The organism is Peribacillus sp. QJM3NY_7 (genome assembly GCF_056173225.1).
The window spans coordinates 1,834,205-1,848,928 of sequence record NZ_CM149663.1; the positions used below are offsets into that span (position 1 = coordinate 1,834,205).

12 protein-coding genes and 1 pseudogene are annotated in these 14,724 nt (G+C 37.9%); 9 read left to right on the forward strand and 4 right to left on the reverse strand.

All coding sequences use genetic code 11. From position 1 onward, the window contains the following. Positions 1 to 332 precede the first annotated feature (332 nt). Positions 333 to 1,289: a stage V sporulation protein K gene (gene spoVK / locus AC0VX1_RS08915; RefSeq protein ID WP_034313433.1), complete on the forward strand. Its 957-nt coding sequence runs from the start codon at positions 333 to 335 to the stop codon at positions 1,287 to 1,289. 37 nt (positions 1,290 to 1,326) lie between these two features. On the opposite strand, the gene AC0VX1_RS08920 is transcribed toward spoVK, so the two are convergent. Continuing rightward, positions 1,327 to 1,935, reverse strand: coding sequence for a trimeric intracellular cation channel family protein (locus AC0VX1_RS08920; protein ID WP_057276371.1), 609 nt, complete (start codon positions 1,933 to 1,935; stop codon positions 1,327 to 1,329). A 168-nt stretch (positions 1,936 to 2,103) separates the two neighbouring features. On the opposite strand from AC0VX1_RS08920, the gene hflX reads away from it, so the two are divergent. From hflX to AC0VX1_RS08950, 6 genes are all read left to right on the forward strand, one after another. Further along, the gene (gene hflX, locus AC0VX1_RS08925; RefSeq protein WP_057276372.1) at positions 2,104 to 3,357 is read left to right on the forward strand and encodes a GTPase HflX; all 1,254 of its coding nucleotides are present in this window, start codon (positions 2,104 to 2,106) and stop codon (positions 3,355 to 3,357) included. 12 nt (positions 3,358 to 3,369) lie between these two features. Beyond that, positions 3,370 to 4,638 (forward strand): methionine gamma-lyase family protein, encoded by a 1,269-nt coding sequence (locus AC0VX1_RS08930; protein ID WP_283867469.1) that lies wholly within the window; start codon positions 3,370 to 3,372, stop codon positions 4,636 to 4,638. Between the two features lie 196 nt (positions 4,639 to 4,834). Then, entirely contained in the window at positions 4,835 to 5,239 is a 405-nt protein-coding gene (locus tag AC0VX1_RS08935; RefSeq protein WP_034313425.1) for a MerR family transcriptional regulator, read from the forward strand. Positions 5,240 to 5,275: 36 nt separating this feature from the next. Then, on the forward strand, positions 5,276 to 6,610 hold the full coding sequence (gene glnA / locus AC0VX1_RS08940; protein WP_034313424.1) for a type I glutamate--ammonia ligase: 1,335 nt from the start codon (positions 5,276 to 5,278) through the stop codon (positions 6,608 to 6,610). A gap of 252 nt (positions 6,611 to 6,862) precedes the next feature. Next, positions 6,863 to 7,045 carry a peptidoglycan-binding domain-containing protein gene (locus AC0VX1_RS08945; protein ID WP_475470791.1) on the forward strand — a complete coding sequence of 61 codons (183 nt, stop codon included), beginning with the start codon at positions 6,863 to 6,865 and terminating at the stop codon, positions 7,043 to 7,045. A gap of 290 nt (positions 7,046 to 7,335) precedes the next feature. Then, on the forward strand, positions 7,336 to 8,037 hold the full coding sequence (locus AC0VX1_RS08950; RefSeq protein WP_475470792.1) for a hypothetical protein: 702 nt from the start codon (positions 7,336 to 7,338) through the stop codon (positions 8,035 to 8,037). A gap of 227 nt (positions 8,038 to 8,264) precedes the next feature. On the opposite strand, the pseudogene AC0VX1_RS08955 reads toward AC0VX1_RS08950, so the two are convergent. Together AC0VX1_RS08955 and AC0VX1_RS08960 are read right to left on the reverse strand one after the other, a co-directional pair. Then, positions 8,265 to 9,580: pseudogene (locus AC0VX1_RS08955) on the reverse strand (IS3 family transposase). Between the two features lie 186 nt (positions 9,581 to 9,766). Then, a complete protein-coding gene (locus AC0VX1_RS08960) occupies positions 9,767 to 9,970 on the reverse strand; it encodes a hypothetical protein (RefSeq protein ID WP_475470794.1) in 204 nt (67 codons plus the stop codon). A 1,860-nt stretch (positions 9,971 to 11,830) separates the two neighbouring features. Between AC0VX1_RS08960 and AC0VX1_RS08965 the strand changes: the two genes are divergently transcribed. After that, positions 11,831 to 12,019, forward strand: a complete 189-nt coding sequence (locus tag AC0VX1_RS08965; protein ID WP_475470796.1) for a hypothetical protein — start codon at positions 11,831 to 11,833, stop codon at positions 12,017 to 12,019. Positions 12,020 to 12,275: 256 nt separating this feature from the next. Here AC0VX1_RS08965 and AC0VX1_RS08970 read toward each other — a convergent pair whose 3' ends face one another. After that, positions 12,276 to 12,971 carry a GntR family transcriptional regulator gene (locus AC0VX1_RS08970; protein ID WP_318262368.1) on the reverse strand — a complete coding sequence of 232 codons (696 nt, stop codon included), beginning with the start codon at positions 12,969 to 12,971 and terminating at the stop codon, positions 12,276 to 12,278. 503 nt (positions 12,972 to 13,474) lie between these two features. On the opposite strand from AC0VX1_RS08970, the gene AC0VX1_RS08975 reads away from it, so the two are divergent. Beyond that, positions 13,475 to 14,692 (forward strand): cystathionine gamma-synthase family protein, encoded by a 1,218-nt coding sequence (locus AC0VX1_RS08975; RefSeq protein ID WP_475470797.1) that lies wholly within the window; start codon positions 13,475 to 13,477, stop codon positions 14,690 to 14,692. Positions 14,693 to 14,724 lie beyond the last annotated feature (32 nt).

Genomic DNA, 14,724 nt, shown 5'->3' on the forward strand with positions numbered 1-14,724 from the left:
TTGCATGCCCTTCTCTGTCCTTTTTCAAAGAAACGATAATTTTACGTACCTTATTTGAATATATATCAAGGGACGGATTATTTTCCGGGAAACCGCAGGAAATGACATTACCCCCTAATATATTGGTGAATGGGATTGGGATTTGTCGTAATAAATCCTCCAATGAAAAAATCCTGTCAGAATAAGTCGCATTTTCGGGAAGGGAATGGGCTTAATCACGAAAGGAATAAACGGATTTTCCGATGGGATAATTTTGGCTATGCAGCATTTGCCATGCCATCATAAAAAATTGTGGTGTTAGAGTCAGGGTCCAAGATGGAGAGGTGAATGAAATGGAACAACCGATCCGTATGAAAAATAACGGGCAAATCAATATTGTGTTTAATGCGGAAAACAGAAAAGCGCTACAAAAGGATCTGCCGATAAAAGAAATTTTGGTGCAGGAAATCCCCCACCAGCATGTGGCATTGAAAGAGATTGAAGATGAATTGAAATCGCTGGTTGGAATGGAAGAAATGAAACGGATGATAAAAGAGATATATGCTTGGATTTACATCAATAAACAACGTGAGGCAAAGGGGCTGAAGACTGGCCGGCAAGCGCTGCATATGATGTTTAAAGGGAATCCGGGAACAGGGAAAACAACGGTAGCACGTTTAATCGGGAAGTTGTTTCAAAAAATGAATGTACTTTCGAAAGGGCATTTAATTGAAGCGGAGAGGGCAGATTTAGTCGGGGAATACATTGGCCATACTGCCCAAAAAACCAGGGATTTGATTAAGAAGGCCATTGGCGGAATCTTATTTATTGATGAAGCCTATTCCTTGGGAAGAGGCGGCGAAAAGGATTTTGGAAAAGAAGCCATAGATACCCTTGTCAAGCATATGGAGGATCGGCAGCATGAATTCATTTTGATCCTTGCTGGATATTCGAGGGAAATGGAATATTTCCTAAGTCTTAATCCTGGCCTTCATTCGAGGTTCCCGCTTGTTATTGATTTTCCGGATTATACGATTGAACAGTTAATGGAAATAGCCGATCGGATGCTGCAGGAAAAGGAGTATCTTATGAATCGGGATGCCGAAAGGAAATTAAGGGAACATTTAATCATATTACGTTCATTCCGGGGACCTATTTCATTCTCTAACGGTCGTTATATCCGCAATATAATAGAAAAGTCAATTAGGGCGCAGGCGATGCGGCTTTTACTGGAAGATTCATTTGAAAAATCCGATTTATTGACGCTTACCAGCCAAGATTTGATTTTCGAGGATGAAGAGAAAGAATGACATGGAAAAGCCCACCAGGATGGCGGGCTTTTCAAATTTATGTTTTAGGCACCCATTTTTTATTAGGAAGATGCCAATTATTGGTGTAAGAAAGGACTCGCAATATTGTGATGACGGCAAAGAGCGAATAAAGCTGCCATGATTGGGATAATACACCACTGCCTAAAGCCAAGCCTGCAATGATGGCCCATACTGCGTAGATTTCTTTTCTGAAGACCAATGGCTTTCTTCCAGCCAGCACGTCACGGAGTATCCCGCCGCCGCATCCGGTTAATGCAGCTGATACTATGATGGCGCTTATTGGATGATTAAGTTCCACGGCATACATCGCCCCTTGAATGGCAAAGGCTGAGAGGCCAATGGCATCACTGAGATTTCCCCATCTGTCCCAGTGCTTTGATAGGTTTGTAGGAAAAACAAAAACGATGGTGATGGATACTAAAGCGATGACAAAATAGAAACTTTGATCCCATAAAGCTGAAACGGGGACGCCGATCAACAGATTGCGGATTGCCCCGCCGCCAAAGGCGGTTATGATTCCTAAAATATAAACTCCTAAAATATCATACTCTTCTTCCATGGCGATGATGGTTCCGCTTATAGCGAATGCAATCGTACCTATGAAGCTTAATACTTCCCATGTCATATGAATGTCCCTCTATGTCTTTTCGATTTTGATGGTAAAGCCAAATTTGATTTTAGCACGGTATCGCATTTTTTAAAACGGTTAAAAGCTTCGTTTTGAGGAAATTTTTATATATTCAATTTTTTTGTTATGATTAAGTTAAATTTACCAGAAGGTGGTGCGTGTGATTTGGAAGAAGCAATAAAGGAAACGGCTGTCTTGATTGGGTGTCAAACAACTGAGACAAGTGAACATTTTGAATATTCACTCGATGAACTGTCTTCTTTGGCGAAGACGGCGAATGCTGAGGTTTTAATGACCATCTCCCAGAAAAGGGAAAGCGTCGATCCGGCTACATATATAGGAAAAGGAAAAGTGGAAGAACTCCGGAATCTGGAAGAGGAGCTGGAGCCGGATTTATTTATCTTTAATGATGAATTATCCCCGAGCCAGATTCGGAACCTTTCGAAACAATTGGAGGCAAGGGTCATAGACCGGACACAGCTAATATTGGATATATTTGCTCAGCGGGCTCGATCCAGGGAAGGGAAGCTGCAGGTTGAACTTGCTCAGCTCCAATATTTATTGCCGCGTTTGGTTGGACAGGGGACGGCAATGTCCAGGCTAGGAGGCGGAATCGGCACAAGGGGACCAGGGGAGACGAAGCTGGAAAGCGACCGCCGCCACATCCGTGGAAAAATAGATGAAATCAAGCAGCAATTAAGTGGAATAGTGAAGCATCGTGAACGCTATCGTGATAGAAGGAAACGTAATAAGACCTTTCAAATAGCACTAGTGGGATACACGAATGCAGGTAAATCAACGCTGTTCAACCGTTTGACGGAGGCGGATTCATATGAAGAGAACCAATTATTCGCTACGCTGGATCCCATGACACGAAAGGCGATTCTTCCTAGCGGATTTACCGTGCTTCTGACGGATACGGTTGGATTCATACAAGATTTGCCGACATCTTTAATTGCCGCATTCCGCTCTACCTTGGAAGAGGTGAAAGAAGCGGATCTGCTGTTACATGTGGTCGATTCCTCGAGTACCGATTACTTTAATCATCAGAAAACGGTGCAGGATTTGCTAAATGACTTAGATGTCCCTTCCATTCCACAGCTAACATTGTATAATAAGAAAGATAAGGTTCACGCTGATTTTGTGAGATCAGCCAGTCGTGCTTCATTAATGATCAGTGCCTATGAACAATCGGATCTGAATGAAATCATGGAAGAAATTGAAAAGTACGTGATTGAAGAAATGATCCCGTATCATGTTTTCCTGCCATCGAGTGAGGGTAAACTATTATCACAGCTGAAAAATGAAACCATATTGCGCACTCTCTCCTTTAATGAAGAATCGGAAAGATATGAATGCAAAGGTTTTTGTCTAGCTGATCATCCAATAACCGGGCAGCTGGAGAAATATTCATTATAAAGGGGAATTTTGATGTATCAGCAGTTAACAAATGGAGAAGTATTGAAAAACATTGCCCAGGAAGTGGAAGCGATGATTTCTCCATTACATAAGCAAGTGGACGAACGAATCGAAGAAAATCAATTTCGCGTATTACAAAGTTATCAAGCACATAAAGTGAGTGATTCCCACTTCATCCCGACTACTGGGTATGGATACGATGATATGGGCCGCGATACGCTGGAATTGATATACGCAGATGTTTTTGGAGCGGAAGCTGGATTGGTGCGCCCTCAAATTATATCAGGCACACACGCCATCTCCACCGCTCTTTTCGGCATTTTGCGCCCAGGGGATGAATTGTTATACATAACAGGAAAGCCGTATGATACTTTAGAAGAAATCGTCGGTATCCGGGGGACGGGTATTGGATCTTTACGTGATTTTCAGATCAGCTATAAGGCCGTTCCGTTGGCGGATACTGGAACCGTTGATTTCGAAGCCGTCGAACATGCCATTCAACCGAATACGAAGATGATCGGTATACAAAGATCAAAAGGGTATGCTACACGTCCTTCCTTTACGATCGATGAAATAAAGGAAATGATTGCCTTTGTTAAAGGCATTAACCCGGAAATCGTTGTGTTCGTGGATAATTGTTATGGAGAGTTTGTTGAAACACAAGAACCATGTCATGTCGGAGCGGATTTAATGGCTGGTTCACTCATTAAAAATCCTGGCGGCGGGATAGTGAAAACCGGTGGATACATTGTTGGTAAAAAGGACCTGGTTGAAGCTTGCTCTTATCGGTTAACATCACCAGGAATAGGGGCTGAAGCAGGTGCTTCGCTTTATAGTCTGCAGGAAATGTACCAAGGATTCTTCCTAGCACCGCATGTCGTGGGCCAAGCTGTTAAAGGAGCCATGTTCACAGCTGCCTTTTTAGAAAAGCTCGGTATGAATACATCCCCAAAATGGGATGCGAAACGAACTGACTTGATTCAATCCGTTCAATTTGATGAACGGGATAAGATGGTTGCCTTCTGTCAGGCCATCCAATATGCATCACCAATCAATTCACATGTGACACCGTATCCTGCCTATATGCCAGGATATGAGGACGATGTAATCATGGCTGCAGGAACCTTTATACAGGGGGCCAGCATTGAACTGACGGCAGATGGTCCGACAAGGGCTCCATATGTTGCTTATGTTCAAGGCGGATTGACATACGCCCATGTTAAAATGGCTGTATTGACTGCTGTGAATGCGCTAATGGATAAAAAGCTGATCCAATTGTAATTGGAATTAAATAAGGTATGTTATGGGAATCCAGATACAATTGGATTCCAGTAAGAGTAATAGTCATAATATTTGTGTAGTAACAAATCATTTAATTTTTCTGAAAAAATCACGTCATAAAATGTAACATCATATTGACAAGTTTAATAACATGATATAAGATTATTTTAAGATAAACAAAAGGAGGATGCTAAGAATGAGCGGCAACAACATTCGGCGTTCGATGCCTCTTTTTTCCATCGGAATCGTCATGCAGTTAACTGAGTTGTCTGCACGCCAAATTCGGTATTACGAAGAGCATCAACTTATTACTCCTATGAGAACAGATGGAAATCGTCGGGTCTTTTCATTAAATGACATCGATCGACTGCTTGAGATTAAAGATTTAATCGAACAAGGAGTCAATCTGGCCGGCATTAAAAAGATTTTCACTGTAAAGGAACAGAATTTACCTAAAACCCAAGAATTAGAACAAGCGGAAAAAATAAGGCATGACCTTAGTGACGAGGATCTTCGCAAGCTTCTGCGTGCCGAGCTTTTACAAGGAAGCAAGCATCGTACATCTCTTAGACAAGGGGATATGTCCCGTTTTTTCCAATAAAAAATATGATTTATGAATTATTAGGGGGAATAGAAATTGGCAAAGTTCACACGTGAAGACATCACTCGTTTAGCGAAAGAAGAAAATGTTAAGTACATTCGTTTACAATTCACTGACATTTTAGGGACAATTAAAAACGTTGAAATCCCAGTCAGTCAATTAGAAAAAGCACTTGATAATAAAATGATGTTTGATGGATCTTCCATTGAAGGCTTCGTTCGTATCGAAGAGTCTGATATGTACTTATATCCTGATCTAAATACATGGGTTATCTTCCCTTGGACTTCCGAAAAAGGTAAAGTTGCACGCTTGATCTGTGATATTTACAATACGGATGGAACTCCTTTTGATGGGGATCCACGTGCAAACCTAAAACGTGTTCTTGCAGAAGCAAGAGAAATGGGCTTCACAGATTTCAATCTTGGACCTGAACCTGAATTCTTCCTATTCAAACTGGATGCAGCAGGCGAGCCGACGCTGGAATTGAACGATAAAGGCGGATACTTTGACCTTGCACCTACTGACCTAGGTGAAAACTGCCGTCGTGATATCGTTCTTGAGCTTGAAGAAATGGGATTTGAAATCGAAGCATCCCACCATGAAGTAGCTCCAGGACAACACGAAATTGACTTTAAATATGCAGATGCGATTTCAGCTTGTGATAACATCCAAACATTTAAATTGGTTGTTAAAACGATTGCTCGCAAACATGGTTTACACGCAACATTCATGCCAAAACCATTGTTCGGTGTTAACGGATCTGGAATGCATTGTAACGTTTCTCTATTCAAAGGCAACGAAAACGCATTTTATGATAAAGAAGGTAAATTGGAATTAAGCAAAACAGCTGAGCAATTTATCGCGGGTATCATTAAGCATGCTCCAAGCTTCACTGCGGTAACAAACCCAACTGTTAACTCATACAAACGTCTAGTTCCTGGTTACGAAGCTCCTTGTTATGTTGCATGGTCTGCTAAAAACCGTAGCCCGCTAATCCGTATCCCAGCTTCACGCGGAGTAAGTACTCGCGTAGAGGTACGTAGTGTCGATCCAGCAGCAAACCCATACTTGGCACTTGCCGTTCTCCTAAAAGCTGGTCTTGACGGTATCAAGAACGACTTGACTCCTCCAGCTCCAGTTGATCGCAACATCTATGTAATGAATAAAGAAGAACGTGAAGAAGTAGGTATCGTTGATCTACCAGCTACTTTATATGCTGCATTGGAAACATTAAAATCTGATGAAGTCATCAAAGAAGCATTAGGTGAACATTTACTTGAACACTTCGTTGAAGCAAAAGAAATCGAGTGGGATATGTTCCGTACACAAGTTCACCCATGGGAACGCGAACAATATATGTCAATGTATTAATAGCCTTAAAGCCTTGGTATTACTGAGTGTCTCAGTTGCCGAGGCTTTTTTTTACTTTTATAAAATGAAAGGGAACTGGCTAGTTGACCACATTTCAAACTATTTCATATTCAATTGGGCATAATGTGGATGACATTCCGGGACCTAAAACTAAGTCAGCTCTTATCAAAGCCTTACAAATAGAACTTAATAACCAATACAATAAAAAATTAGTTGTGGATGGAAAATGGGCACCTAAGACTAGAGCAGCCATTGTCCAAAAAAGGTGCAAAAGGCAATCTTACATGGATTCTTCAGGCTGCACATTATACTGAAGGATATAGCCCTGGATCACTTGATTCTATCTTTGGAAAAGGTACTGAAACTGCATTAGCTAACCAGAAAGCGGGTGATATTTCAGTTGATAGGAAGGCGGGTAAAGCTACTTTTCACTGAATTGGTTGCTGCATGATCAATAGCCCCTTACTCGTATTGTGTAGGGGCTATTTTTTTTGAAGCTCTGTTCTTTGTACACCTATGCAAAATTAGGCTTTTCTCATTAGGTAAATAACTATCCCTGTAAATATTTTGTACATATCATGACATGAAAATCAACAAATGACTATTTTTAAAAAGGATGATTTATTTGTATAGTCTGTAAAGTTCACCAATATGTCCTATTAATTCATTTAGACAATGTCAAAAGACAGGACAGCAGATAAATAAAAAAAGAGGAGAGCTTATAAATGTATAATAATTTTATTCCGTATTATTATTTGCCTTATCGCCAACAACCAACGACTGTTCAGCAACCTTCAATTCAAATTGATCCAGCTACACCAGAATATGAAGGAGGAGTTGGGTCAGGAGGATCTGGACCAGGAGGATCTGTGTACCAAACACCAGGAACAATGTCAGGAGGACCTGTGTACCAACCACCAGGAACAATGTCAGGAGGACCGATGCAAGGCCCTATTATTACTCAGCCTGGGTCTCCTTGGGATGGAAGCATTTACGCGGAGGATGATGATGATGAAGGTGTAGATGAACCTGTTATGATTGGAGGAACAACTATTCCACAATGGGATGGTGAGGGTGGACCTGGTGGACCATTTGGCTCTTTCGGAGGATATCAGACGCCTGGATATTACGGAGTACAAAATCCTGGAAGTTACAGTGGATCTCTAAACCCAGGCTATCACAATCCAGGAACCCACAATCCAGGCTATCACAATCCAGGAACTCACAATCCAGGCTATCACAATCCAGGCTATCACAATCCAGGAACTCACAATCCAGGCTATCACAATCCAGGAACCCACAATCCAGGCTATCACAATCCAGGCTATCACAATCCAGGATACCAAAATCCGGGATGCCATAATCCGAGATACCAAAATCCAGGATATAATAGTGGTCAGCAGTATGCTCCACGATTTCCGGGATGAGGGGGGCTTTGGCCAGGACCAGCAAACCCCTTTTCTGGTATGCCAGGAGCTCCACCATTGGATTGAAACGACCTATGACTTTCTGAAACAAAGATTATGATATTACAGTTAATAATAGAAGTTCTCGATCAAACCCCCTTAAAGAATGATAATTTTCTTTTCTAAAGCCCATCTCTAAAGTGAACTGTGCCCATCAAAATGGACAGTCTTAAAAAAAGACCTATAAATTAAGCAGCTAATAGTTGACTCCCGTATTGTGCGGGAGTCATTCTATTTAGGCTCCATTGGTAACGATTTGTATTGTAATCTTCCATATATTCTTCAATTAATTGGTGTACCTCATCAAAAGTTTGACACTCCAAATAATCCACTTCATCTTTAAAATGGCCAAAGAATGATTCCATAGGGGCATTGTCCCAACAGTTTCCCTTTCGGGACATGGATTGTTTCAGCCCTAGTTCTTTCACTCGGCGCTGGAACTCAGGGTGTGTATAATGAACGCCTTGGTCTGAATGAATGGTCGCTTCAGGATGAATCAGATCATTTAGGGAATCAGAGAGCTTCTCCAATGTGTGATAGACAATCCCCATCTTGAGACTTCTAGATAAGTGAAAAGCGATGATTTCTCGTGTAACAGCATCTTTGACACAAGAAAGATAAGCTGGTTGTCCAGAACCATAATAAACGTAAGTAATATCTGTAAGGAAAACTTTCCTCGGTTCTCCTTGGTTAAAATTCCTGTTTAGAACGGCCTTATGCTCATGAGTGGCTTTCGCTAATTTCTTATAAGGTTTCGCTTGACGAATTATGGCTTTAAGATTGAACTTATGCCTTCGAATCTTTTTATGGTTCATCGTGACAAAATACTTATTCTCTAAAATCATTTTGATGGTGAGGGCACCTGCTTTTTTCTTCTTGGCCTCAAATACTTCCTTAATAAGTTCATAATCCTGCGAATCTTTCTTCTCGTGAGTCAATCGAATCCTTTCAGGATGTATCCAAGCATAATATCCACTACGACTGACTTCGGCCATTTCACAAAAATAACGGACCATATTGGTAAGATTATATTGGCGAATGATTTGTTCAATTAACGTGAATTTTTCACTCGTTGTCATTTTCTCTTCTTCGAAGCCTGCCTTTCGAGTTCGTCTAACTTTTTTAGAAATTCAAGTTCAGCCTCTAAATATTTAATACGAGCTTCAGCCTTTTTTAACTGATCTTCCTGCGAATACTCCTTGGATTTTGGTCTTCCTGGACTTCCTTTCCCACGTCGCTCTGTATAGAAGCCATCCTCGCCATATTGTTCAAACGTTTTTCTCCAACGTTTTAAGCAGCCTTTTGGTTTATCCGATCCAATCATCTCTAACTCAAAGCCATGTTCAATAAAGATTTAGGTAGGTGATTTACCAGCTTGATTCTCTTTAATAGCCTTTACCTTAAAGTCTGGATGATAAGCAATCGAACGATCTGAAACCTGTTTCACATGTGGATTATTCTCTAATTCCTTTATTTGAAATTCATTAAAATAAATCTTACTCATTTTGATTTCCTCCGCCCTATATCTGAAATGATTATAAACGGGGTTCTAGAAAAAGGACATAGAAAACCCCGAATAAGGGACTTTTTTTACTGTGTCCATTATTCGGGGTATAGTTCAAAAGTGAGAAGGGCTTGTTTTTTTGTTTAATTAGGCTTAACATTTTTAACTAACTCCGTAATATCAATATCATTTCGTATAAATCACCTGATTTATACGAAAATCCTTACTAGCTGCAAAGTTTATTTTAATTAATTGAATCCATTCATACGCCGCGATGGCTGCCGTCCAATCAGGATCTTTCTTAAAGTCTGAGCCTAAGACAGGGAAGTTTCCACTTTGTAAGAAATTAGTTTCTTTTGCAAGCAAGTAAACCTTTATATTTATGTTCATTCATTTTGCTCATTTCAGTTTATTTATTTTAGCTCAAGTAATATTATTTCCATAATCACCTTCCAGAACACATTTTACACATATATCTTATATCGATTTGCTCATTTTTTTTAACTACTAGAAGGAAGTAAGAAAGGAGGTTGATAGCAATACTTATATCGGCTATGCATAATTAGATAAAGGCGTATATTTTGCCCACCATTTGCCCACCAACTCATGATATTTTACTCTTTCTAATGCAAAATACATTTTCGGAAATGCTATTAAACAGGCATTTGTGATGTATTATGATGTCTAATTATGCTATAAAGTATGTTCCGTACACAAGTTCACCCATGGGAACGCGAACAATATATGTCAATGTATTAATATCTCAAACCCTTGGCACCTCTGGTGTCAGGGGTTTTTTATTTCGAACATTCTTTCATATCAATTGCCCGATAAATGCCCGGAAAAAAATCTATTCAAGGGCATTATTAATATCCTCCTCAAATATATCCATTGTGTCATGTTCAATTTTTAACTGATTTGTAATTATACATCTGCTGAGATTTCATATTGCCATGTCCTTAAACGCTCTTGAATGTATTTCATGCTTGCGCCAGCCTGATATTGATTTGAGTGAATAGGCAAAGAGGGAAGCTCTGCTTTTTTAGGATTCACGCAATTGAATTAAAAAGGCTTGATTTTGGCTTGTAGTTACCATTTTTGTATAATACAAAATTAAATGTCATGATAGCTAGAGCTTTTAATTTGGATTACCATTAATTAAGATATTTAATTTATCAGGAGGAAATAAAAAAGCACCAATAAGGTACAGGTGCTTAGTTAAATATCTTTTTAAAGTAATGAATATTCATTATGTTAATAGCAATTCCGATTATCGTAAATATAATTATATCAATTAGATTAGTTTCATCCATAGAATGATAAGGAGCGAAAAGTTCAATATATGTATAAGCAATGATAAATAAAGGTATTGACCATACGAAGGTATGCAAGAATAGAGGAATCGTTAAGCTAAAGAATGGTAAGAAAAAATCTAAGTCTTTTCTACTTCTCTTTTTATAAATAACTATTAACAGATAGATTGCAATTACATCGATAATTGAAGTCAAAATTAAATCTATAACATCCATTCATAGTTGAAGGGTTATAAACTACAGGATATGCAAGTACTTAAATAGTGAATATTACCCAGAAGAATATACGGTATCTTTTCTTTAGTTTGTTGGTTATTGTTCCTTCCTGTAAAGCTATGACGAGTTTGTTAATATTCCAGATATACATTGTTGTCCCCTTATGTAGTACAGTATCAGACTAATTATAGGTTAGGATTTACTGCAAAGCCATCTATATTAAGATAGTAAGGGAAGTCTAGGGTCTATTATAATTGTGTTAATTCATGGGTAAGTAGCTCACAATAACAAATAAAAGCCTGATAAGCTAAGAAGTTCTATAAGTAAATGAAACGGTTTACGAGCGAATGACTAGGAGTTGTTGCTTAGCTTGGCAGAGTACAAGACACATGAGCAGCAGGAGTAGTTTTTAGGTCACGTGTATGGAACGAGATTAGACATGTTCAACTATGCTCATTCACGACTAATAATTTTATTTGTTGAACATTAAGACTATTTAGTTTATTAAGTTTGATAGGTAATATATACTAGAAAAAACCATTAGGGGTTGACTTTATGCTTAATCAGATCCGAAATAAATTGATTCCCACACAAGAAACGACAGAAGAAGTAGATAATATCTACGCTATTTTTCCCCCCGCCAGGAACAATTATTGATGAGGCAACTGATGAAGAAATGGAAAAGGCAATTAGACATATGGCTTTCATGAGGTTGCAGGATATGATTATACAATTTGACGGTGCATCTTATAAAGAACTATTAAAAGAGTTTCAAGACTTTGAAGCCGATTTATGTAATTTTTGGAGAGGTGTGGCTAGACGTATATCTGTTCCGTATGAATGGCCAATAAGAATTGATCATGCAAACGGTCCTATTTATGTTGGTGGTCACGATTTATATGAGGGATAGAATAGAGAAAGAAGAGTGTGATGTATGAGCTTAACACATAGTCGGAAAGGTATTATTAATAGATTTAGAGCGTTAGCCAAAAGGGTTAACGCTCTTTGTGTTTACAAAATAGCTAGTAATATTATATTGTTAAAATATTTAATGAATAGTGATGTTCATTAAACACTAGTCATATAAGTATTTCAAGCCCTCTCCAGAATCGGATTGGTGGGTGGGAGTCGGTAATCCCGTTACCTTCCACTATAAGACAGGAACCCTATATCATATCTAAATGAGTTATTTCCCAATGTTTATTCTTAATAAGTTGCTCTAAATTTTCTTTATCTCTTTTTTTAAAATAATTAGTAATTTCTTTATGATCTTCATTCATTTCCTCTAATACGGCAAAAAGCTTTTCTTCATTATTACTTAAATAAATTTGTCTAACAAAACTATTTTGTAAAGAATCAAGAAGATCTATTAATGTAGGATTATTGCATTTATCAATATATACTTTATGGAATTGATTTTGGTATTTTTGATAATCTAAATAATTTTTTGTTGAAATTGAAAATTCAATTTTCTTAACCAAATCTTCCATACGTTCAATATCACTTTCTGTGATATGCTCTAAAGATAAAGAGGCTGCTAAAGAATCCAATACACTAACAATTCGAAATACATCTAGCTTTTTCTTGGTATCAAGTTCTTTTACAATAAATCCTTTTCTAGGAAGATACTCGAGCAAATTGTCTGAAGCTAGTTGTATCAAAGCTTCCCTTACAGGAGTTCTACTTACTCCTAATTTTTCGCATAGTACCGATTCATTTATCTTATGCTTAGGAAGTAAGGTTCCGTTCTGAATTCTTTCAGTTATATAATCATATACGAGATCTTTTAATGATTGATATTTATTTTTGATAGCGTTTCCTCCTAAGCCAAAAGTTAATATATATAGTATACAATATATAATTCGAAATTCTTGTCTTTTATATTAGCTTAGCACCATCTTTTACAGACTTCAATATCTCTATTATTTATTATTATATTAAAGATTTAAAACGACTCCTACATCCATTTTTTTTTATGAATTGTTGTTTTTCAAGTTGATAAAGCTTATAGCATTAGAAATAATGCAGTTTTTTTAAAAGAATTTTTAAGAATAAAATAATAAAGCATTGAAAAATAGATAAGTTAATTATATAATTCGATATGTAAAATATTTTCAGACTATTCTGTACTATATACAATATACAATATAAAGTATAAAGTATATTTTTTGCATTTGTTTTAAGTTTTTTAAACTATTTGTATTAGATACCTTAATGTCAAGAAATAAACCCAAGAAAACACTAGGTAAAAACTGTAATGTGGAAGGGGGTGGAGTATAAAATATACAATATATTATATACAAAATAAAATTCATGTTTCAACAAGGCCATTTTTACAAAGTAATTAAATTAGAGGTGGAAAAATATGAGTGAGAATAACTTTAAAGATGTGCAAGATGGAACAAAAGCGGTATGGGCAGGAGAAAAAGAATCTCTTGCATATAATGCAACCCAAGTTCCAGTAGTTCTTAGTGTAGCCTACAATTACGATGACGTGGATGAATGGCAAGAAGTTGCCCTTGGAAATAAACCTGGTTATACCTATAATCGAATGGCAAATCCGACTGTTCAAGCCCTGGAAGAAAAATTGAGGATACTCGAGGGGGCAGAGGAAGCTGTAGGTTTTTCTTCAGGAATGGCTGCTATTAGTAGTACATTATATACATTTCTAAGACCGGGAGATCGGGTTGTATCAGTTAAAGATACTTATGGAGGAACCAATAAAATTTTCACTGAATTCTTGCCCAATCTTGATGTCGATGTGACATTGTGTAATACCGGAAACCATAAAGAAATTGAAGCTGAAGTGGCCAAAGGGTGTAAAGTGCTATATTTAGAGTCTCCTACTAACCCTACTATGAAAGTTACTGATATTGAGAGGCTAGCAAGAGTCGGAAAATCAGTGGGTGCATTAGTTATCATAGATAATACGTTTGCTACTCCAATTAATCAAAATCCTCTTCAATTAGGAGTTGATATTGTAGTCCATAGTGCAACTAAATTCTTAAGTGGACATGCAGATGCATTAGGTGGCATAGTATGTGGCTCTGAAAAATTAATGAAAAAAGTCTATCATTTTCGTGAAATTAATGGAGCAACTATGGACCCGTGGTCAGCCTACCTTATTTTAAGAGGGATGAAAACGTTAAAGCTTCGTGTACGGCAACAAGAAAAAAGTGCAATGGAAATTGCAAAGTATCTTCAAGAGAAAAAGCTTGTTGACGCAGTTTATTACCCGGGATTGGAAGCGCATCCACATCATGATATCGCAAAGAAACAAATGAGAGGGTTCGGTGGGATATTAAGTTTTGTATTAAAAGATGAAATGAAAGCTATCAAAGTTTTATTATCGAAATTAAAATATGCAAACAAAGCTGGAAATCTTGGAGCCGTTGAAACGATATATGGGCCTGCAAGAACGACCAGCCATGTTGAATGTACTATTGAAGAGCGTAAAGCCCTTGGTATCCCAGAAGGTTTAGTTCGTATCTCTGTAGGTATCGAGGATACAGAAGATCTTATAGCAGATTTAGAGCAAGCTTTTTCTTACTTAGAATCCAATTACCCTGTTAGCTGTAGTTGAAAGCATAAAATATTACTAATGGAAGAGGTATT

What these genes read in the sequence shown, in the direction of transcription:
- AC0VX1_RS08935 (WP_034313425.1), top strand. Translation starts at nt 4,835, where the DNA reads ATGAGCGGCAACAACATTCGGCGTTCGATGCCTCTTTTTTCCATCGGA.
- AC0VX1_RS08960 (WP_475470794.1), bottom strand. Translation starts at nt 9,970, where the DNA reads ATGAACATAAATATAAAGGTTTACTTGCTTGCAAAAGAAACTAATTTC.
- spoVK (WP_034313433.1), top strand. Translation starts at nt 333, where the DNA reads ATGGAACAACCGATCCGTATGAAAAATAACGGGCAAATCAATATTGTG.
- AC0VX1_RS08975 (WP_475470797.1), top strand. Translation starts at nt 13,475, where the DNA reads ATGAGTGAGAATAACTTTAAAGATGTGCAAGATGGAACAAAAGCGGTA.
- AC0VX1_RS08930 (WP_283867469.1), top strand. Translation starts at nt 3,370, where the DNA reads ATGTATCAGCAGTTAACAAATGGAGAAGTATTGAAAAACATTGCCCAG.
- AC0VX1_RS08965 (WP_475470796.1), top strand. Translation starts at nt 11,831, where the DNA reads ATGATTATACAATTTGACGGTGCATCTTATAAAGAACTATTAAAAGAG.
- AC0VX1_RS08950 (WP_475470792.1), top strand. Translation starts at nt 7,336, where the DNA reads ATGTATAATAATTTTATTCCGTATTATTATTTGCCTTATCGCCAACAA.
- AC0VX1_RS08920 (WP_057276371.1), bottom strand. Translation starts at nt 1,935, where the DNA reads ATGACATGGGAAGTATTAAGCTTCATAGGTACGATTGCATTCGCTATA.